This is a genomic window from Streptomyces sp. RB17, assembly GCF_009604455.1.
GTDB lineage: Bacteria > Actinomycetota > Actinomycetes > Streptomycetales > Streptomycetaceae > Streptomyces.
The window spans coordinates 1-18,769 of sequence record NZ_WEGL01000007.1; the positions used below are offsets into that span (position 1 = coordinate 1).

Below are 18,769 nucleotides of genomic sequence, written 5' to 3' on the forward strand. Positions count from 1 at the left end.
ACCGAAGACGGGGTATCAATATATCTGGCGTTGACTTTTGGCACGCTGTTGAGTTCTCAAGGAACGGTCGCTTCCTTCGTACTCACCCTCTCGGGCTTTCCTCCGGGCGCTTCCCTTCGGTGTTTCCGACTCTATCAGATCTTTTCTCGATCCGATTTCCTCGGTGCTTTCCAGGTTTCCGCGTGTTTCTCGCGGTTTCCTTTCCGGCGGTTCCGACTTTATCAGAAGTTCTTGGCCGGTCTGACCGGCCGCTCATTTCTGAGTAATCGGGAGATGCTTCTGCGAAGATGCCGTTTCCGACTTCTCTGGAAGCTCGTAGAGTCTAACCTTCGCCGATGAACTTGTCCAGTTCCAGGCAACTGTTTGAATCTACCTCCCCACGCCACCCGTGTCAACGGGTCTGTGGGGCGAAGAGGAGAGTAGCAGCTCACAGGGGTGGAACGCACATCACGCGGCGGTGGGCACCGAGGCGCTGCGGTCCGTCGCTTCGAGATCGCCGGTCTCACCTGCGCGTACCGCACGGCCGCCCAGGACGTAGACGTACATCAGGAATGCCACCTCGGCCAGGACACCGATTGCGATGCGGGCCCAAGTGGGCAGGCCGGACGGCGTGACGAAGCCTTCGATGGCGCCGGAGACGAAAAGGACCACGGCGAGTCCGATCGCCATGCCGACCGCTGCGCGTCCTTCCTCGGCGAGAGCCGTGCGCCGGCTGCGGGGACCGGGGTCTATGAGTGTCCAGCCCAGGCGCAGTCCCGTACCGGCGGCGACGAAGACGGCGGTCAGTTCGAGGAGGCCGTGCGGGAGAACCAGTCCCAGGAATGTGTCGAGTCGACCGGCGGAGGACATCAGGCCGAAGCCGACACCCAGGTTGAGCATGTTCTCGAAGAGGATCCAGAGGACCGGCAGGCCCAGGAAGACGCCCAGGACCAGGCACATCGCGGCCGCCTGGGCGTTGTTCGTCCACACCTGGGCGGCGAAGGCAGCCGCGGGATGGCTGGAGTAGTAGGTCTCGTACTCGCCGCCGGGGCGGGTCAGCTCGCGCAGCTGGCTGGGCGCCGCGATCGACGCCTGTACGTCCGGGTGGGTGCCGATCCACCAGCCCAGGAGGATCGCGATGGCCGTGGAGACCAGTGCCGTGGGAACCCACCAGTGGCGTGCGCGGTAGACAGCGGCCGGGAAGCCCTGGCCGAGGAAGCGCGTGACGTCACGCCATGAGGCACGGCGGGTGCCGGTGACGGCGCTACGCGCGCGTGCCACCAGTTGGCTGAGCCGTCCTGTCAGCTGGGGATCTGGGGCGCTGGACTGGATGAGGGACAGGTGGGTGGCGGTGCGCTGATATAGGGCGACGAGTTCGTCGGCCTCGGCGCCGGTGAGGCGGCGTCGACGGCGGAGCAGGGCGTCGAGGCGGTCCCATTCGGCTCGGTGTACGGAGACGAAGACGTCCAGGTCCATCGGGTCTGCCTGCTCCTCGGCTGGTCGTCGACTGCTCGTCGTGGGTGCTCTCGATCGCGGTCAGATAGTCGCACTGGAGCGCGATGTGCCCACAGCTTGGCAGACTTGCGCTTCCGGGGGCAGATCAGGGGAAGGACGGCGGGCGTGAGTGAGCTGGTGACGGGCGAGGCGGTGGCGCTCGAACTGCGGCCGGCAAGGCTGCCGAGCAGGGCGCTGGCCGTGTTGCTCGATCTCGTGGTGGCCGTGGTCGCGTATGTCGTCGTCACCATCGCGGTGGTGGTGTCGACCGCCTCGCTGGACGAGGCCGCGCAGGTGGCGTTGTCGATCGCGACGTTTCTGCTGGTGCTGGTCGGCGGGCCGATCGCGGTGGAGACGCTCAGCCACGGGCGTTCGCTGGGCAAGCTGGCCTTCGGGCTCCGCGTCGTGCGGGACGACGGCGGGCCGATCCGGTTCCGGCACGCGCTCGTGCGGGGCGCGATCGGTGTGGTCGAGATCCTGCTGACGTTCGGCGTGATCGCCTGCATCGCCTCGCTGGTGTCGGCGCGGGGCCGACGGCTCGGTGACGTGTTCGCGGGCACCCTGGTCGTACGTGAGCGGATACCGGTCGGCCGGGCCGGCCTTGTTCCGCCGCCGCCTCCGTGGCTTGCGGGGCGGTTCGCCGAACTGGACCTGTCGGCGGTGCCGGACGGGCTGTGGCTCGCGGTTCGGCAGTACCTGACCCGGATCGGGCAGCTCGATCCGCAGGTCTCGGCGGCGATGGCCCAGCGGCTCGCGGCCGACCTCGCGGCGCGGACGGGGGCTTCCGTGCCGCAGGATCTGCCGGCGGGCGCCTTCCTGGCGGCTGTGGTGCACGAGCGGCAGTCGCGGGAGGCCCGGCAGGCGTTCGGAGCCGCTGGAATCGCCCCGCAGGTGGCCGTGCCTCCCGCACCAGCCGCTCATCAGCCACCCGCTCACGCTCGGCCGCCGCAGGATCCGCCGCCCCCGTCGGCCGTGCCTCCGCGGGACGAGTCCCCTGCGGACCGCCCGGCCACCGGTTTCGCACCGCCGGCGTAGAACGGGTCCGCTCGGTCCCCCCTTCCCGCCCCTATCTGGGATCCTGCCGCCCCTCTTCCGAACCACTTTCGACGCCTTCCGACGGTCCCGGCAACTTCTCCGGTCGGCGGTCAGTCGAACCTCGACGGCGGTGACTGGAGGTCCTCCAGCTCGATTCCGGGTGCGGCCAGGACGACGTCCCCGGCGATGTGAACGGTGTGCCGCTCACCGGTGTCCAGGGTTGTGACCTGGTATTCGTCCACGGTCAGGGGGCCGTTGTCAGTGGCGTGTGTTTCGCTGTTCACCAGAGCCCAGGACTGGTCCACGGTGCGGGGGGCGAGGACCGGGTCCGTGAAGGCGACCAGGCGTACGCGGGTCGTGTCGGACGAGGGGGTGAGGCGCAGGAGACGGGCGGTGGCGACGAGGAACGCGGGGGACGTGCCAGTGAAGGCGTGAGCGCGCACATTGCCTTCGGTGGCATGGCTTCCGGTGGGGTCGGTGCGGACCCAGGTCACGCCGTCGAGGGCGGCGCCGCGCACCTGCCACTCCCCCGCGTGGAGTTCGAGGCGGATGGGGCGGCCGAGGTCGTCCAGGGCGAGGTCGACCGAGCCGCGGTGGTCGCCGGCGGGGCTGGTCAGCCGGGAGACATAGCGCCAGCCGGAGGGGCCGGGGGCGCACTGGAAGTGTTCTTCGCCGAGGGGGGTGTGATCGTGCGGATCGTGGAGCGAATAACGGCCGCGGGGCATGGGGGTCCTGGGTCTTCGACGGGCTGACGGTCCGGCCGGGCTGTCGGTTCCTCCGGTGCTGTCCGGTCCTCCGGTGCTGTCCGGGCGCGACCGGTCAAAGGGGCAGGCCCCCGGCACGGGGGTGCGGGGGCCTGCCTCGGGGGACCTGCTGTCGGGGAGCGCGGTGGTGCACCGGTGCGTTCCCCGACGGGCGGGACTACGGAATGGCCGGCATCGCCGACTCAGTAGCGGTAGTGGTCCGACTTGAACGGGCCGTCGACCTCGACGCCGATGTACGCGGCCTGCTCCGGGCGCAGCTTGGTGAGCTTGACGCCGAGCGCGTCCAGGTGGAGGCGGGCGACCTTCTCGTCGAGGTGCTTGGGCAGCACGTAGACGCCGGTCGGGTACTCGTCGGGCTTGGTGAACAGCTCGATCTGGGCCAGGGTCTGGTCCGCGAAGGAGTTGGACATCACGAACGACGGGTGGCCTGTGGCGTTGCCGAGGTTCAGGAGGCGGCCCTCGGAGAGGACGATGATCACCTTGCCGTCGGGGAACTTCCAGGTGTGGACCTGCGGCTTGACCTCGTCCTTGACGATGCCGGGGATCTTGGCGAGGCCGGCCATGTCGATCTCGTTGTCGAAGTGACCGATGTTGCCGACGATCGCCTGGTGCTTCATCTTCGCCATGTCCGAGGCAAGGATGATGTCCTTGTTGCCGGTGGTGGTGATGAAGATGTCGGCGGTCTCCACGACCTCGTCCAGGGTGGTGACCTGGTAGCCGTCCATCGCCGCCTGCAGGGCGCAGATCGGGTCGATCTCGGTGATGATCACGCGGGCGCCCTGGCCGCGCAGGGACTCGGCGCAGCCCTTGCCCACGTCGCCGTAGCCGCAGACGACGGCGGTCTTGCCGCCGATCAGGACGTCGGTGGCGCGGTTGATCCCGTCGACCAGGGAGTGGCGGCAGCCGTACTTGTTGTCGAACTTCGACTTGGTGACGGAGTCGTTGACGTTGATCGCCGGGAAGAGAAGGGAGCCCTCGCGCTGCATCTCGTACAGGCGGTGGACACCGGTGGTGGTCTCCTCGGTGACGCCGCGGATCTCCGAGGCCAGCTGGGTCCACTTCTGGGCGTTCTCGCCGAGGGTGCGGTGCAGCAGCTGGAGGATGACGTGGTGCTCATCGGACTCGGCGGTGTCCAGGGCGGGGACTTCGCCGGCCTTCTCGTACTCGACGCCCTTGTGGACGAGGAGGGTGGCGTCGCCGCCGTCGTCCAGGATCATGTTCGGGCCGCCGGTGGGGCTGTCCGGCCAGGTCAGCGCCTGCTCGGTGCACCACCAGTACTCCTCCAGGCTCTCGCCCTTCCAGGCGAAGACCGGGATGCCCTGCGGGTTGTCGGGCGTGCCGTTCGGGCCGACGGCGATGGCGGCGGCCGCGTGGTCCTGGGTGGAGAAGATGTTGCAGGAGGCCCAGCGGACGCGGGCGCCGAGGGCGACCAGGGTCTCGATGAGCACGGCGGTCTGCACGGTCATGTGCAGGGAGCCGGTGACGCGGGCGCCGGCGAGGGGCTGGGCCTCGGCGTACTCCCTGCGGATCGCCATCAGGCCGGGCATCTCGTGCTCGGCGAGGGTGATCTCCTTGCGGCCGAACTCGGCCAGTGAGAGGTCGGCGACCTTGAAGTCCTGTCGGTTGTCGACAGTCGTCATTGCGAGCTGCTCCTCGGTGTCGGGGCGAGGTGGGTACGGCTGGTCTGCGCGGCGGCGGACACACGGGTGCCCGAGATGAGGACACTGGCATGCCCACGTACGCGCAGCGCAGTCCGTCGGAGGCCCTCTCTCCCTCGGTCGGTCCGCGGGGACCGCCCGACCGCCATCAGCAGCGACGTCTGGCTCCGTCCCAAGCTACACCGGACGGCCCGGTCGGCCCCAGTCCGCCTCCGCATGGCTCGAACCGGTGAGGTCGGGTGAGCGGAGGGAGCTGAGGGGGCGGGGAGCGGGGATGGGGGCCGGGGTCCCTGCTCTGGCCTGGCCTGAGGTTCGGGGAGCAGCAGCCTTGGGTTCGGTTGTCTTCGGTTCGGATCCCAGTCCCCGTCGCCCGCCCGGATCAGCAACAGAGCGGCCCCCGCCGCACAGCTCGTTCACCAGGTGCCGCTATTCTCCGCGCCCTTGGATGGGCCGCTTGGGGAGGACGGGACATGGTGGGCAGAAGGCGGGGGCGCGGGCTGGGGATGTCCGCGGTTGTGGTGGGGGTGCTGGGGCTGGTGCTGGCCGTCGGGGCCTTTGGCTGGCTGCGGAGTTCGTACGGGGTTTCCACCGTGGGCGGCGACAGTATGAGGCCGACGTACGGGAAGGGGGACCGGGTCGTCTGGGAGCGTGTCGATGGGAGTCAGGTGCGGCGCGGTGACGTCGTGGTGTTCACCCCGCCGGAGTCCTACGGGTTCGACGCGCCCCTGATGAAGCGGGTCGTCGGCGTGGGTGGGGACCGGGTGCGGTGCTGCACGCTCGTGGGGTCGCGGGAGCGGGTGACCGTGAACGGGGAGCCGATCGAGGAGCCGTATGTGTACGGCGGCGACCCCGACGGAGTGCACCAGCCGTACGACGTGAAGGTCCCGGCGGGGCGGCTGTTTCTTCTCGGCGACCATCGCGCGAACTCCTTGGACTCGCGTTTCCACCTGGACGAGCAGGGCGGGACGGTGTCCGCGGACGCGGTGCTGGGCCGGGTGACGGATGACCGCGCGGTCCCTGCCCTGCTCGTGGCGGCCCTGCTGCTCGGCGGCGTGCTGCTGCTCACCGGCGTCGGCCTGGGCATCGGTTTCCTCGCCGTACGGCGGCGGAGGGCACCGGAGATGCCGCAGATGCCCTGGCCGGTGCAGCCGGGCGGGAGCTGAGGTCCCGCCCCGGTGACCGACTGCGTGCCAGTTCCGGCCGCTGAGGTCCCGCCCCGGTGACCGACGGGATGCCGGCTCCCGCCGCCGAGCTCCGCCTCGGTGACCGACCGCACGCCGCTTCAGACCCCCGAGGCCCCGCCTCAGTGACAAGCGGCGGGCCGCCTCAGTGGCCGGTGGCGTGTGGGTTCGGGCCGCCGGGGGTGGCCTCCGGGTCGGGGCCCTTGGCGGCCTCGGCCTCGCTGTAGATGTCAGGTTCGAGGTAGATGACGCGGGCGATGGGGACGGCGGCGCGGATGCGGGCCTCGGCGGCGTCGATGGCGTTCGCGACCTCGGCGGCCGTGTCGTCGTGCTGGACGGCGATCTTGGCGGCGACCAGCAGCTCCTCGGGGCCGAGGTGGAGCGTGCGCATGTGGATGACGCCGGTGACCGTCCGGCCGTCGACCGTCGCCTCCTCGATCTTCTTGATCACGTCCAGGCCCGCGGCCTCGCCGAGCAGCAGCGACTTGGTCTCGGCGGCCAGGACCAGGGCGATGCAGACGAGCAGGACACCGATGCAGATCGTGCCGATGCCGTCCCAGACGCCGTCGCCGGTGAGGACCGCGAGACCGACGCCGAACAGGGCGAGGACCAGGCCGATGAGCGCGCCGAAGTCCTCCAGCAGGACCACCGGCAGCTCGGGGGCCTTGGCGCGGCGGATGAACTGGGCCCAGGACAGGCTGCCGCGCAGCTCGCTGGACTCCTTGATGGCCGTGCGGAAGGAGAAGCCCTCGGCGACGACCGCGAAGACCAGGACACCCACCGGCCAGTACCAGTTCTCCAGTTCGTGCGGGTGGCTGATCTTCTCGTAGCCCTCGTAGATGGCGAACATGCCGCCGACGGAGAACAGGATGATCGAGACCAGGAAGGCGTAGATGAAGCGCTCGCGGCCGTAGCCGAAGGGGTGCTGCGGGGTCGCCTCGCGCTGGGCCTTCTTGCCGCCGATGAGCAACAGGAACTGGTTGCCGGAGTCGGCGAGCGAGTGGACGCCCTCGGCGAGCATCGAGGAAGAGCCGCTGAAGGCGAACGCCACGAACTTGGATGCCGCGATCGCGAGGTTGGCGCCGAGTGCCGCCACGATCGCCTTCGTACCGCCTGACGCGCTCATGTGTCCGCGTAGTCCCTTCGCCCTTGTCGTCGCCCTGGTGCGGCGGCCTTCGTACGCCACGTACGGCACCTTCGTACGGCCACGCCGTCACGCGTGGCCCGGCTTTGCCCGGCCTTTGCCGGTGGGCCATTCTTGCAGCCCGGCCGGGCGCCGCCGCGTCAGGTGTCCACAACCCCGGCCATACGATCACAGGTCATACGATCACAGTGGCGCGGAAGATCGTGCCCGGGCCCGAGATCTCCGCCGTCTCGCCGGCCGGGACGAAGACCGACTGCCCCGGGGCCAGCTCGTGCTCGCCGGCGCGGACCGAGCCGGCCGTGCAGAGCAGGATCTGCGGGGTGTCGAGGGTGAGGTCGCGGGCGGCGCCGGCCTCGGGGAGGACGTACCGGGAGAGGCGGAACTCGTCGATCGGCGTCTCGTAGACCTCCTCGCCGGCCGGAGAGGCCTCCGGGCGCAGTACTCCCGGGTCGCCGGCCTCGAAGCGGACGATGCGCAGGAGTTCGGGGACGTCGACGTGCTTGGGGGTCAGGCCGCAGCGCAGGACGTTGTCGGAGTTCGCCATGATCTCGACGCCGAGGCCGTTCAGGTACGCGTGCGGGATCCCGGCGCCGAGGAACAGGGCCTCGCCGGGCTGCAGGCGGACGTGGTTGAGCAGCATCGCCGCGATGACGCCGGGGTCGCCCGGGTAGTGCTGGGCGAGGCCGGCGTAGGGGGCGTAGTCGCCGCCGAGGCGGGCGCAGGCGGCAGCGGCCTCGGCGACCGTGTGCGCCATCTCCTGCGGGTCGGCGGTGAGGATCGCGGTGAGCACCTCGCGCAGGGCCGCGTCCTCGGGCTGGGCGTGCAGCAGGTCGACGTACGGCTTGAGGGAGGCGACGCCGAGCCCGTCGAGCAGGTCGGCGGCCCGGACCGGGTCGCGGAAGCCGCACAGGCCGTCGAACTCGGTGAGCGCGCAGATCAGTTCGGGCTTGTGGTTGGCGTCCTTGTAGTTGCGGTGCGGGGCGTCGACCGGGATGCCGCGGCACTCCTCGTCGGCGTAACCCTCCCTGGCCTGTTCCAGGTCGGGGTGCACCTGGAGGGAGAGGGGCGCGCCGGCGGCGAGGATCTTGAGGAGGAAGGGCAGGCGCGGGCCGAACTTCGCCACGGCCGCCTTGCCCAGCTCGGCCTCCGGGTTCGCGTCGATGACCTCGACGAGGCTTCCGCGCGCGGTGCGCGAGGGGGCTCCCGGGTGCGCGCCCATCCACATCTCCGCCTGCGGCTCACCGGTCGGCTCCACGCCGAGGAGCTGCGGGATGGCGGTGGCGGAACCCCAGGCGTAGGGGCGGATGGTGTTGTCGAGGCGGTCCATGTGTCTTCTCTGTCTCCGAACGTACGGCTGCCCCAGCCGACCACGGTGCTGGTGCTGGTGCTGGTACCGGTCCTGGTTGCCTTGCTGATGGTGGGCGCGGGTGTTTCCGGCCCGTAGCCAGATCAGGCCCTCGAAGCGAGCGCCAGGTAAACGGCGGCGAAATCCGTGACGGCGATCAGTTCAGCGAGCGACTCCAGTTCGCCGCCTTCTTCCGGTTCGAGTTCGCTGATCGGTGTGTCGTGGCTGAGGGCCAGGTCACGGGCGGTGGGGGCGGCGGTCAGGCCACCGAGCGGGCGGTCGCGGAGCAGCACCACGCGCGCGTGGAGGGCGGGCGGCTCCTCGACGCGGTCGCGGAAGAAGTCGTCCGGGTCGGCGCTGGCGGCCAGCGGGCCGGCCAGCAGGGCGCTGTGCGCGGAGAGCGCCTCGGGGAGTTCGGCGACGAGCGCGGGGCGGCCGGCGAGTTCGGCGAGGGCGGCGGCGAACCGGTGGCCCGCGGGGCCCGCCGAGCGCCCTTCCGTCCACACCACGGGCAGTGCGTCGGCGAGTTCGGCGGCGAGGGTCTTGGCCGGGTTGCTGTACGTCGCGATGGCGGGGCCGCAGCGCTCGGCGATGTGGTCCAGGCGGTCGGCGACCTTCTCCAGGGCGTCCGGCGGGGCGCTGATCAGCCCGATCCGGTCCAGCACTGCCAGCAGCGGGGTGAGCAGCGCCCAGAAGACACCCGGGGAGGACGCGGCGAGCGGTTCCTCCTGGTCGTACGGCGCCGTCGCCATCGGTACGAACAGGCCGTGGGCGCCGGCGACCGCCTCCGCGAGCGGGGTGCTGGGCGGTGCCACGGCCACGACCGAGACACCGCGGCGGTAGGCCTGGTCGGTGAGGAGCGACAGGCTCGGTTCGGTGCCGTCCGGGGTCGCGATCAGCAGCAGGTCCACGGAGCCGGCCCAGCCGGGGAGCTCCCAGCGCAGGGCACCCGCGGCCGGGGCCACGCCGGTCGGGGCGAGTCGCACCACGGGGCTGCCGACGCCGGCCAGGGTGCCGAGGAGGTCGGCGGTGTGGGTGGCGGCGGCGCCGGGGCCGGCGATGAGGACGGCGCGGGGGCGGCCGTCGGGCTTGAGGTCGCCGACGCCGGCCTCGGCGGCGTGCCGGGCGGCGGTGCGGACGCGGGCGCCGGCCTCGGCGGCACCGCGCAGGAGGCCTCGGCGGTCGGCCTCGGCGAGGCCCTCCGGGGTGTCGAGCAGCGATTCGTCCAGCATGGGCGGTTGGCTCCGATCGCCGGGGTCCTGTGCGGGTGGTCTACGACGTGAAGGGCGTCGTCACTCGGGGCGGCGGGCCTCGTCCACGAGGAGGACCGGGATGCCGTCGCGGACGGGGTAGGCGAGGCCGCAGTCCTGGCCTGTGCAGATCAGCTCGGTGTCCTGCTCCTTGAGGGGGGCGTGGCAGGCCGGGCAGGCGAGGATCTCCAGGAGGCCGGCTTCGAGCGGCATGGGGTGTCCCTTCGAGGGCGGATGTCTGTCTGTGGATGTGCCTGGTCAGCGTACCGCTGGTGGACGGGCTGAGCCGGGCTGTCGGTACCGTCCAGGGGGCGGTGCCCCCTGGATCCCCGTTCGCCCGGCCGGCCGGGCGCTTCAGCCCCTGATGATCGCCAGGGCCTCGTCCCTGATCTTGGTCATCGTGGCCTCGTCCTTCGCCTCGGCGTTCAGGCGGAGGAGGGGCTCGGTGTTGGAGGGGCGGACGTTGAACCACCAGTCCGCCGCGGCGACGGTGAGGCCGTCGAGGTCGTCCAGGGTGACGTCGGCGCGGTTCTCGTACGCGGAGCGGATCGCGGCGAGGCGGGCGGACTGGTCGGCGACGGTGGAGTTGATCTCACCGGAGCCGGTGTAGCGGTCGTACTGGGCGACGAGGCCGGACAGCGGGCCGTCCTGGCCGCCGAGGGCTGCCAGGACGTGCAGGGCGGCCAGCATGCCCGTGTCGGCGTTCCAGAAGTCCTTGAAGTAGTAGTGCGCGGAGTGCTCGCCGCCGAAGATCGCGCCACTGCGGGCCATCTCGGCCTTGATGAAGGAGTGGCCGACGCGGGTGCGGACCGGGGTGCCGCCGTTCTCCTTCACGACCTCGGGGACCGTACGAGACGTGATCAGGTTGTGGATGATCGTGCCCCTGCCGCCGTTGCGGGCGAGTTCGCGGGCGGCGACCAGTGCGGTGATCGCGGACGGGGAGACCGGGTCGCCGTGCTCGTCCACGACGAAGCAGCGATCGGCGTCGCCGTCGAAGGCGATGCCGAGGTCGGCACCCTCCGCCGGGACGCGCTTCTGCAGGTCCACGAGGTTGGCCGGGTCGAGCGGGTTGGCCTCGTGGTTCGGGAAGGTGCCGTCCAGTTCGAAGTACATCGGCACGAGGGTCAGGGGCAGGCCGGCGAAGACCGAGGGGACCGTGTGACCACCCATGCCGTTGCCGGCGTCGACCACGACCTTCAGCGGGCGGATGGAGGCCAGGTCGACCAGGGAGCGGAGGTGTGCCGCGTAGTCCTCCAACGTCTCGCGCGAGGACAGGGTTCCCGGCCGGTCGACCGGCTCGGGCGCGCCCGACTCCAGCCACCGCTCGGCCAGTTCGCGGATCTGCGCGAGACCGGTGTCCTGGCCGACCGGGGCGGCGCCCGCGCGGCACAGCTTGATGCCGTTGTACTGGGCCGGGTTGTGGGAGGCGGTGAACATGGCACCGGGCAGGTTCAGGGCGCCCGAGGCGTAGTACAGCTGGTCGGTGGAGCACAGGCCGATCTCGGTGACGTCCACACCACGGTCCGCGGCGCCGCGTGCGAAGGCCCGGGACAGGCCCGGGGACGAGGGCCGCATGTCGTGGCCGACGACGATGGCCGCCGCACCCGTCACCTCCGCGAAGGCGGCGCCGAAGAGCCCGGCCAGTGACTCGTCCCACTGGTCCGGAACCACTCCGCGTACGTCGTACGCCTTCACGATCTGCGACAGATCAGCAGCCACGGCCAACCCTCCTGAAAGTCCTATGGGTGCCCACAAACTACCCGTTGGGGGTAAGGGGGAGGTGTGCGGACACCATGTGGACGCCCAGTCGTAACCGGGGTGGGGCGGGGGCGTGCCGGTTCGACGACCGTGGGGGCGGGCTCAGTTGTCCGGGGAGCGCAGGACACGCAGGTGGCCGCGGCGGGCGACCTCCATGGGGTCCGCCGTACGCGCTCCGCCGCCGCCCGCCCCGGCCGCGCGCTCCTGGGGGCGGGCTGCCTCGCGCACGGCGTTCGCAAGCGCTTCCAGGTCGTCTCCGCTGGGCCGCGCGGGGGCGGAGCCGTCGAGGAGGCGGACGACCTCCCAGCCGCGGGGGGCGGTGAGGCGTTCGGAGTGCTCGGCGCAGAGGTCGTAGCAGTGCGGCTCGGCGTAGGTGGCGAGAGGGCCGAGGACCGCGGTCGAGTCGGCGTAGACGTACGTCAGCGTCGCGACGGCGGGTCGGCCGCAGGCGGTGCGCGAACAGCGACGTACAGGGCTCACGACGTTGGACGGTACCGCACTCTTGAGCGGGCCGCGACGACTCTCCACCAGGTCACTCCACCGTGTCGTGCTGTGAAACGCCCCACACACCCCTTCGGGGAGGCCCCGTTGACCTGCGTGGACGGGTTCTCGGCGAGTTTTGGGCGCGGCTCGATTCGGTCATGAGTCGGCACAAACACCGTCAATTGCCTTGAGTTCGGCGGTCTTGGAGGGTTCCGGAAACGAGCCAGACCTTGGCCGGAATGGTCAACCTGCGACATGAGAGCGGAGACGGCCGATCGGAGCCGAACGGGGCCGATCGGGGGCGGGCTGATCGGCGGGGGCGGTGATCGGCCGAGGAGGGGATCTTGATCGGCTGTGGAGGGGGTCTTGATCGGCGGTGGAGGGAGTCCTGTTCGGTCGGGCATAGGGGGTTTTGATCGGCTGCGGACAGGGAGTCTGATCGAGCGGGGACGGGGGGTCGTGATCGTCCGGGGACGAGGCTCGGGATCGGCCGAGGTGGACGCCTGGATCGGCCGCGGATGTGGTCGGCCGGCGTGACTGGTCGGACGTGGCCGGCCGAGTGCTGCTGGTCGAGGTGGGAGGGCGGGACGGGTTGCCGTGTGGGGTCGGGCGGGGGGAGCGTGCGGGGACTACGCTTCCCCAGTGATGGACAACCGTGTACCCCCTCGTGCCGCCGGCCCCGGGCCCCGTCGCCGTGATCGTCACGGGAGGGGCATGCGGGGGCCGATCGCGCCGCCGCAGGTGCCGCTGGCGGCCAGCCGTGCCGATGCGTTCGCGGACCTGGTGCAGGACTCCGTGGAGCGTCTCGAGCGGCGGTGGCCGCAGCTTGCCGACATCGATTTCCTCGTGCTGGAGGTGCCCCGGCTGGACGGGCGGGGTGAGCAGCTGTGGAGCGACGAGGCCGTGCCGCTGGGCGGGGTCGTTCCCGCGCGGGACGGCCGGCGGGCGCGGGTGATCGTGTACCGGCGGCCGGTGGAGATCCGCACCAAGGGGCGGGACGAGCGGGCCGCGCTGGTGCATGAGGTGGTCGTGGAGCAGGTGGCCGAGCTGCTCGGACTGACGCCGGAGACGGTGGATCCGCGGTACGGCGAGGACTAGGCCCTGCGGGGCTACGGCGGTATGACCTGTGCTGCTTGGTGCCCTGTGCTGGGGCTGGACGACGGGGTGTTTCGGCGGGCGGCGGCTGCAGCTCCCAGGGGCGCGGGGAACTGCGCGAGCGACCACGACGGACCCGCTGCCGCCCACACACCCTCGGCGCTACGGCACAAACGCCACCGTCACTTCTGCAGGACCGACAAGTCCTCCGTCGTCCTCGGCACCGCCACCATGCCCCGGTCGTTCGGGAGGGTCTGGATGGTGAAGCCGGGGATCCCGGACTCCGTGGCGGAGAGGGCGCGGGAGGCGTAGACGGGGCCACCGGAGACGGTCTCGACGGTGAGGGCGTAGCTGCCCTTCAGGCCGGAGGGGACGGGGACGGTGACGTCCTGCGTGGTGCCGGACTTGATCGTGTAGGTCTTCGTCGTCGGCGTACCGCCCTCGCTGCCCGCCGACGCGGTGACCTTGACCGTGGCGGTGGCGGTGGGCGCGGCCAGGGCGAGGGTCGTGCCCTTGGCGCTGTTGTCGGCCGAGGTCGCGCGCGTGCCGACGGGGGCGGTGGCCGGGATGAAGGCCGTCTCCTGTTTGTCGCCCTTGCCGCGGACGACCTTGAGGGCCGCCACTACCGGGACCGACTGGTCGGTGGGGGTCAGCACGAGGGAGCCTGCCTCGCCTCTCGTCACGTCGCCCAGGTCGGCCGTGGTCGTCATGCCCGACTTCAGGTGCAGGGTCTCGTTGCCCGCCGGGGTGATCAGACCGTCCGGTGAGGCCAGGCGGACCTTCAGGTCGGCGTCGTCGCCTCCGGGGGTGAAGGCGATCAGGCGGACGTCGGTGGCGTCCTTCGGGATGCCGGGCAGGACCAGGCTGCCGGCGGGGTCGGCGGCCGCGGCCAGCCAGTCGCCGCCCGACCTGTCGTCCAGGGCCTGCACCGCGGCACCGACCCGGCCGCTGCGCACGCTGACGTGCACGGTGAGATCGGCCTGCTGTTCGTCGGTGAGCGTGGACAGCAGGATCGGCTTGCTCGCGTGCGGCGGGACGGTCTGGTTCTCGCCGAGCGGGGACTTGATCGCGCCGTTCTTGTCGTACAGCTCGATGTCGACGACCGCGGCGGAGTCGTCGGGGTTGGTCAGGTGGACGTAGTCGGTGCGGTCGGCGGCGGTGCTGGCGCCCGGGAACCAGAAGTCGGTGTCCGCGGCGGTGCAGTTGACGCCCTGCAGGCCGCGGCCGATGCCGGCGGCGACCTCGGTGGTCTCCTGGACGGTCCAGCCGGGCGCGAACTTCCCGTCGGCGGTGCCGATGAGCGCGGGCGCGTCGGCGCCGGAGGTGTCGCCGGTGATCGGGGTGCCCGGCGCCTTCGGGGTGAGCACCGGCCGGCCCGCCGTCTTCTTCCCGCCCTTGGATCCCTTCGCGCCCTTGGAGCCCTTGGAATCCTTGTTCGTCCCGGAGTTGCCCGTGCCGTCCGCCGAGCCCCCGCCGGCTGCCTGGAGTTGGGCCTTGCCGCTGCTCGCCGCTCCCTGGGTGACGGGCGTGAACGACGTGTACGACGTGTCGGCGATGTCCGAGATGCTCGGCGCCGGGCACAACAGGCTCGTGCGCTGGACCGGCAGGTTCGCGGCCGCCTCGGGGGCGGAGGCACCGGACGCGGACGGCCCGTCGAACGCGGCGAACGCGGTGACGGCGGCCAGTGCGCCGGTCGCGGCGATCAGGGACAGGGTGGTGCGGTTCACTGCTGGCTCCCGTCGGGGCTCTCGCTGCCGGTGCCGTGGGGGTGCTGGGCCGGGTCGTAGCCCTGCTGGGCGGGGTCGTACGTCGGGTGGTAGCCCTGCTGGTAGGCCGTCGGGTCGTACGGCATCTGGTCGGCCGTACCGCCATAGGCGTACGGGTCGTACTGGCCCTGGCCCTGGCCCTGGCCCGTCTGGTACGGGTCGGCGGCCGGGTAACCCTGCTGGTCGTAGCCGGAGGGCGGGTACTGGCCGCCGTTCTGGTACTGGTCGGTTCCATAGCCGGCGTAGCCGGCGTCCACGTACGAACCCTGGTCCCACTCCTCATAGGACTGCTGGTGGGGTACGGCGGCCGGGGGCTCCTCCGGCAGCGGCGGTGCTGCCGGCTGCTCCTCGCCGCCCTGCTCCTCGCCGGCCTGCTCCTCGGCCTGGGCGCGCAGGCGGCGGGCGCGGCGGCCCTCGCCCGCGGTGGCCTGGGCGGGCAGCGGCTCCTCCTCGGGCAGGTCGTCGTCGACGTCGCGGCGGCGGCCGGGCAGGGCGAGGACGACCAGGACGACGGCGAGCGCGCCCTGGGCCCACAGCCACGCGGTGTGGGTCACCGGGTCGCTGTAGGTGACGTCCAGCCTGCCGCCGGCGGCGGGCAGTTGGAAGCCCTGGGCCCAGCCGTCGACCGTGGTGCGGGTCAGCGGCCTGCCGTCCAGGGTGGCGGTCCAGCCGGCGGAGGCGGTGTCGGCGAGGCGCAGGACGCGGCCCGCCGGGCCGGCCGGCACGGTGGTGTGGATCTCGACCGGTCCGGCGCTGACCGGCTGGGTGGTGCCCGTGCCGTCGGCGGGGACGATGCCGGCGCGGGAGACCTCCTGGTCGACGCGGTACAGGGCGCTGCCGTTCTGCTGGCTGAGCCGGGTCAGGCCGGGGGTGGTGTCGAGGACGCGGGTGATGTCGCGGGGCGCGCCCTTGTGGACGAGGACGTAGCGCACGGCGAAGCCGCCGAGTTCGTCGGCCTGGTCGGCGCCGGAGCCGGCGACGAGGTTGGCGACGACCTTGTCCAGCCGGGTGTTCTGGCCGTCGGCGGCACCGGCCTCGGCGTCGCCCATGCGGGCGCCGGAGCCGCGGACCAGGGTGTAGCGGACGCTGGCGGTGGAGTCGCTGTCCAGGATGAGGGTGCGGGCCCGGTCGCCGGTGGTGGAGTCCTCGGCGACGAACGCGGGCACCTGGGTCGGGTCGCGGCGCTCCAGGGGGCCGGCGGCGCCGCGGATCATCCAGCCGGCCGCGACGAGCAGCGGGCCCGCGGCGCAGGCGAAGGCGATCAGGGCGGCGACGGGCTGGCGCCAGCCGAAGCTCTGCTCGGCCACACGGGCGCGCGCGCCGTCGGCGCCGAGGGCTGCGGCGGCCAGCAGGGCGATGCCGTAGACGAGGGTGGCCGGGCCGGCCCAGGCGGACCGGTTGGACAGGGCGGCGAAGACGAGGCCGGCCAGGGCGACGGCCCAGGCGATGCGGATGCCGAGCTGCCGTTCGGAGCGCAGCAGTGCGGCGAGGGCGGCGAGAACGATGCCGATGAGCATCAGGCCGTGCACCGTGCCGGATCCGCCGGGGCTGGCGCCGAGCAGGTCGAGCGCGGAGGCGGCCGAGGTGCCGTAGGCCAGGCCGGCTTCCTTGAAGAAGCCGGTCGGCAGCAGGGTCAGCGACCAGGGGGCGAGGACCAGCAGCGGAGTGCCGAGCTGGGCGAGGAAGCGCAGGACGTGGGCGACGAGATCACCGCGGCGCAGCACGAGCACGCCGACGCCGAGGAGCAGCGCGATGGGCCAGACGATCGGCGTGAAGGCGGTGGTGATGGTCAGCAGCAGCGCGTACGCCCAGGTGGCGCGCCAACTGCCGCGTGCGCCGGAGCGGTTCGCGAGGCCGCTCGCGGCGACGCCGGCGCGCGCGATGAGCGGCAGCAGCACGGCGAGGACGGCGGTGCCGATGCGGCCGCCGGCCAGGGCGCCGGTGGTGGCGGGCAGGAAGGCGTAGGCGATGGCCGCCCAGGCGCGCAGCAGCCGGGAGGTGATCAGCGGCCGGGAGGCGAAGTAGGCGGTGAATCCGGCGAGCGGTACCGAGGCGACCAGCAGGACCGTCATCGCGAGTCCGGTGGAACCGAACAGGAGCGTGGCGAGGGTCGCGACGATCGCCAGGTAGGGCGGGGCGGCCGGGGTGCCGCCCGCGCCGACCGGGTGCCAGCTGTCGGTGAAGCGGGACCACAGCTCGCCGGCGCCGGCCGGGGCGGGCAGCAGGGCGCCGCCCGCGAGCGCGCCGCCGCCCAGCAGGGCACGGCAGGCGACCAGGGAGATCAGCAGCAGGACGAGGAAGAGCACCGGGCCGGGCTTGCGGGCGATCCGCTTGAGCCGGGCGAACTGCTCGATCTCCAGGAAGTCGGCGTCGTCGCCGCCGGGCCCGGACTCCACGGCACCGCCGTGCCGCCCGGCCCGCGCGGTGTCGTCGGAGCCGCCGCTGGTGAAGTTGGCGGCGAGCTGTTCCACGGTGGCCCGGACGGTGGCGCCGCGCGGCGGGAAAAGCTGGCGCAGTTCGTCCTTGTCGATCTGTGAGGGTCCGCGGCGGCGCCGGGCGGCGAAGATCCGCTCGGGCCGCAGCAGGACGCCCAGCAGGCCGCGGATCTCGTCGAGGGCCTGGCCGGGCACCTTGCCGACGAGATAGGCAAGGGTCCTCAGGACGGTGCCGAGAACGAGCCGCAGCAGCGCCCAGGGCAGTGCGGCGCCGCGGGTGTTGACGAGCAGGGTGTAGACGGCGCCGGCCTTGTCGACCTTGTGCGGGGAGGCGGCGGTGCGGCCGACGCAGTCGACGGTGCGGCGCTCGCGGGAGGCGGCCTCGGCGTGCCGTACGACGGCGCCGGGGGCGATCAGCACGCGGTGGCCGGCGGTGTGCGCGCGCCAGCACAGGTCGACGTCGTCGCGCATCAGGGGCAGCCGGCGGTCGAAGCCGCCGAGCTGTTCGAAGACGTCGCGGCGGATGAGCATGCCGGCGCTGGAGACGGACAGCACGGTGCGCACGTGGTCGTGCTGGCCCTGATCCTGTTCGCGGCGGTCCAGGCCGGTCCAGCGGCGGCCGGAGTTGGCGATGGAGACGCCGACCTCCAGCAGTTGCCGGCGGTCGTACCAGCCGCGGAGCTTGGGTCCGACGACCGCCACGTCGTCGCGGCCCAGCTCCAGTTCGTTCTCCACGACGCGCAGCAGTTCGGCGAGGGCGTCGGGGTCGGGGGCGCAGTCGTCGTGCAGCAGCCAGAGCCACTGGACGGGCTCGCCGTACGGCAGTTCGGGCAGGTCGTAGGCGTCGTCGCGCCAGGTGCGCGTGACGGGGTCCCAGCCGCTGGGGCGCTTGAGGTACGGCAGCTCGTCCGGGGTGAGGACCGGGGCGGTGCGGCTCGCCTCCTCGACGGCCTGGCCGAAGCCGGTGCGGCGGGCGAGGTGCAGCACGCATGCGTCGCCGAGGGCGTCGGTGAGCAGCCGGGCGGAGTCGTCCGCGCTGCCGGTGTCGGCGGCCACCGCGTACTGCACGGGGCGCTCCTGGCCGAACAGCCCGGCGAGCGCGTCGGGCAGCCAGCGGGCGCCGTCATGGGAGACGAGGACCGCGGTCACCACGTGGCGCGGGAACTCAGGTGTGGCAGCTCGGTCTTGGGCTGCCGTGTGGCTGTGCACGGACATCGAGGTACGGGCCCCGGTTCGATGGACTGCGGTGGACGCCCGCGCCCTCTCGGGGGCCGAGGGGACAGCGGGGCGTCTCGGACGAGCGACCACACTATCGGCTGGCCATGACGACGGCCCGCCGCCTGTGGATAACCCACCGGCGACGGGCCGTTCGTGACGTTTTG

General features: G+C 72.1%; 14 protein-coding genes. 3 read left to right on the forward strand and 11 right to left on the reverse strand.

All coding sequences use genetic code 11. The annotated features are described in order from the left end of the window. Positions 1–447: 447 nt before the first annotated feature. A complete protein-coding gene (locus SRB17_RS28510; RefSeq protein ID WP_153543063.1) occupies positions 448–1,455 on the reverse strand; it encodes a stage II sporulation protein M in 1,008 nt (335 codons plus the stop codon). 144 nt (positions 1,456–1,599) lie between these two features. On the opposite strand from SRB17_RS28510, the gene SRB17_RS28515 reads away from it, so the two are divergent. After that, on the forward strand, positions 1,600–2,508 hold the full coding sequence (locus tag SRB17_RS28515) for an RDD family protein (protein WP_323376357.1): 909 nt from the start codon (positions 1,600–1,602) through the stop codon (positions 2,506–2,508). Between the two features lie 110 nt (positions 2,509–2,618). Here the strand turns inward: SRB17_RS28515 and SRB17_RS28520 are convergent, their stop codons facing one another. Together SRB17_RS28520 and ahcY are read right to left on the reverse strand one after the other, a co-directional pair. After that, complete coding sequence (locus SRB17_RS28520) at positions 2,619–3,233, reverse strand: hypothetical protein (protein WP_153543064.1); 615 nt, start codon at positions 3,231–3,233, stop codon at positions 2,619–2,621. Positions 3,234–3,454: 221 nt separating this feature from the next. Continuing rightward, complete coding sequence (gene ahcY / locus SRB17_RS28525) at positions 3,455–4,912, reverse strand: adenosylhomocysteinase (RefSeq protein WP_153543065.1); 1,458 nt, start codon at positions 4,910–4,912, stop codon at positions 3,455–3,457. 488 nt (positions 4,913–5,400) lie between these two features. Between ahcY and lepB the strand changes: the two genes are divergently transcribed. After that, a complete protein-coding gene (gene lepB, locus SRB17_RS28530; RefSeq protein ID WP_153543066.1) occupies positions 5,401–6,093 on the forward strand; it encodes a signal peptidase I in 693 nt (230 codons plus the stop codon). A 163-nt stretch (positions 6,094–6,256) separates the two neighbouring features. On the opposite strand, the gene SRB17_RS28535 is transcribed toward lepB, so the two are convergent. From SRB17_RS28535 to SRB17_RS28560, 6 genes are all read right to left on the reverse strand, one after another. Next, positions 6,257–7,237 carry a cation diffusion facilitator family transporter gene (locus SRB17_RS28535; RefSeq protein ID WP_153543067.1) on the reverse strand — a complete coding sequence of 327 codons (981 nt, stop codon included), beginning with the start codon at positions 7,235–7,237 and terminating at the stop codon, positions 6,257–6,259. Positions 7,238–7,430: 193 nt separating this feature from the next. After that, complete coding sequence (gene manA / locus SRB17_RS28540; RefSeq protein WP_153543068.1) at positions 7,431–8,582, reverse strand: mannose-6-phosphate isomerase, class I; 1,152 nt, start codon at positions 8,580–8,582, stop codon at positions 7,431–7,433. A gap of 122 nt (positions 8,583–8,704) precedes the next feature. Then, positions 8,705–9,832, reverse strand: coding sequence for an SIS domain-containing protein (locus tag SRB17_RS28545; protein ID WP_153543069.1), 1,128 nt, complete (start codon positions 9,830–9,832; stop codon positions 8,705–8,707). Positions 9,833–9,892: 60 nt separating this feature from the next. Next, entirely contained in the window at positions 9,893–10,063 is a 171-nt protein-coding gene (locus SRB17_RS28550; RefSeq protein WP_014673093.1) for a Trm112 family protein, read from the reverse strand. 141 nt (positions 10,064–10,204) lie between these two features. Continuing rightward, entirely contained in the window at positions 10,205–11,569 is a 1,365-nt protein-coding gene (locus SRB17_RS28555; RefSeq protein ID WP_323376358.1) for a phosphomannomutase/phosphoglucomutase, read from the reverse strand. Between the two features lie 141 nt (positions 11,570–11,710). Beyond that, positions 11,711–12,136 (reverse strand): DUF3499 domain-containing protein, encoded by a 426-nt coding sequence (locus tag SRB17_RS28560; protein WP_323376359.1) that lies wholly within the window; start codon positions 12,134–12,136, stop codon positions 11,711–11,713. A 600-nt stretch (positions 12,137–12,736) separates the two neighbouring features. Here SRB17_RS28560 and SRB17_RS28565 point away from each other — a divergent pair. Next, the gene (locus SRB17_RS28565) at positions 12,737–13,189 is read left to right on the forward strand and encodes a metallopeptidase family protein (protein ID WP_153543071.1); all 453 of its coding nucleotides are present in this window, start codon (positions 12,737–12,739) and stop codon (positions 13,187–13,189) included. A 179-nt stretch (positions 13,190–13,368) separates the two neighbouring features. On the opposite strand, the gene SRB17_RS28570 is transcribed toward SRB17_RS28565, so the two are convergent. After that, positions 13,369–14,913, reverse strand: a complete 1,545-nt coding sequence (locus SRB17_RS28570; RefSeq protein WP_323376360.1) for a DUF5719 family protein — start codon at positions 14,911–14,913, stop codon at positions 13,369–13,371. Then, positions 14,910–18,602, reverse strand: a complete 3,693-nt coding sequence (locus tag SRB17_RS28575; RefSeq protein ID WP_153543072.1) for a glycosyltransferase family 2 protein — start codon at positions 18,600–18,602, stop codon at positions 14,910–14,912. The genes SRB17_RS28570 and SRB17_RS28575 overlap by 4 nt, the downstream gene beginning before the upstream one ends. Positions 18,603–18,769 lie beyond the last annotated feature (167 nt).

What these genes read in the sequence shown, in the direction of transcription:
- SRB17_RS28510 (WP_153543063.1), bottom strand. Translation starts at nt 1,455, where the DNA reads ATGGACCTGGACGTCTTCGTCTCCGTACACCGAGCCGAATGGGACCGC.
- SRB17_RS28520 (WP_153543064.1), bottom strand. Translation starts at nt 3,233, where the DNA reads ATGCCCCGCGGCCGTTATTCGCTCCACGATCCGCACGATCACACCCCC.
- ahcY (WP_153543065.1), bottom strand. Translation starts at nt 4,912, where the DNA reads ATGACGACTGTCGACAACCGACAGGACTTCAAGGTCGCCGACCTCTCA.
- lepB (WP_153543066.1), top strand. Translation starts at nt 5,401, where the DNA reads ATGGTGGGCAGAAGGCGGGGGCGCGGGCTGGGGATGTCCGCGGTTGTG.
- SRB17_RS28535 (WP_153543067.1), bottom strand. Translation starts at nt 7,237, where the DNA reads ATGAGCGCGTCAGGCGGTACGAAGGCGATCGTGGCGGCACTCGGCGCC.
- manA (WP_153543068.1), bottom strand. Translation starts at nt 8,582, where the DNA reads ATGGACCGCCTCGACAACACCATCCGCCCCTACGCCTGGGGTTCCGCC.
- SRB17_RS28545 (WP_153543069.1), bottom strand. Translation starts at nt 9,832, where the DNA reads ATGCTGGACGAATCGCTGCTCGACACCCCGGAGGGCCTCGCCGAGGCC.
- SRB17_RS28550 (WP_014673093.1), bottom strand. Translation starts at nt 10,063, where the DNA reads ATGCCGCTCGAAGCCGGCCTCCTGGAGATCCTCGCCTGCCCGGCCTGC.
- SRB17_RS28565 (WP_153543071.1), top strand. Translation starts at nt 12,737, where the DNA reads ATGGACAACCGTGTACCCCCTCGTGCCGCCGGCCCCGGGCCCCGTCGC.
- SRB17_RS28575 (WP_153543072.1), bottom strand. Translation starts at nt 18,602, where the DNA reads ATGTCCGTGCACAGCCACACGGCAGCCCAAGACCGAGCTGCCACACCT.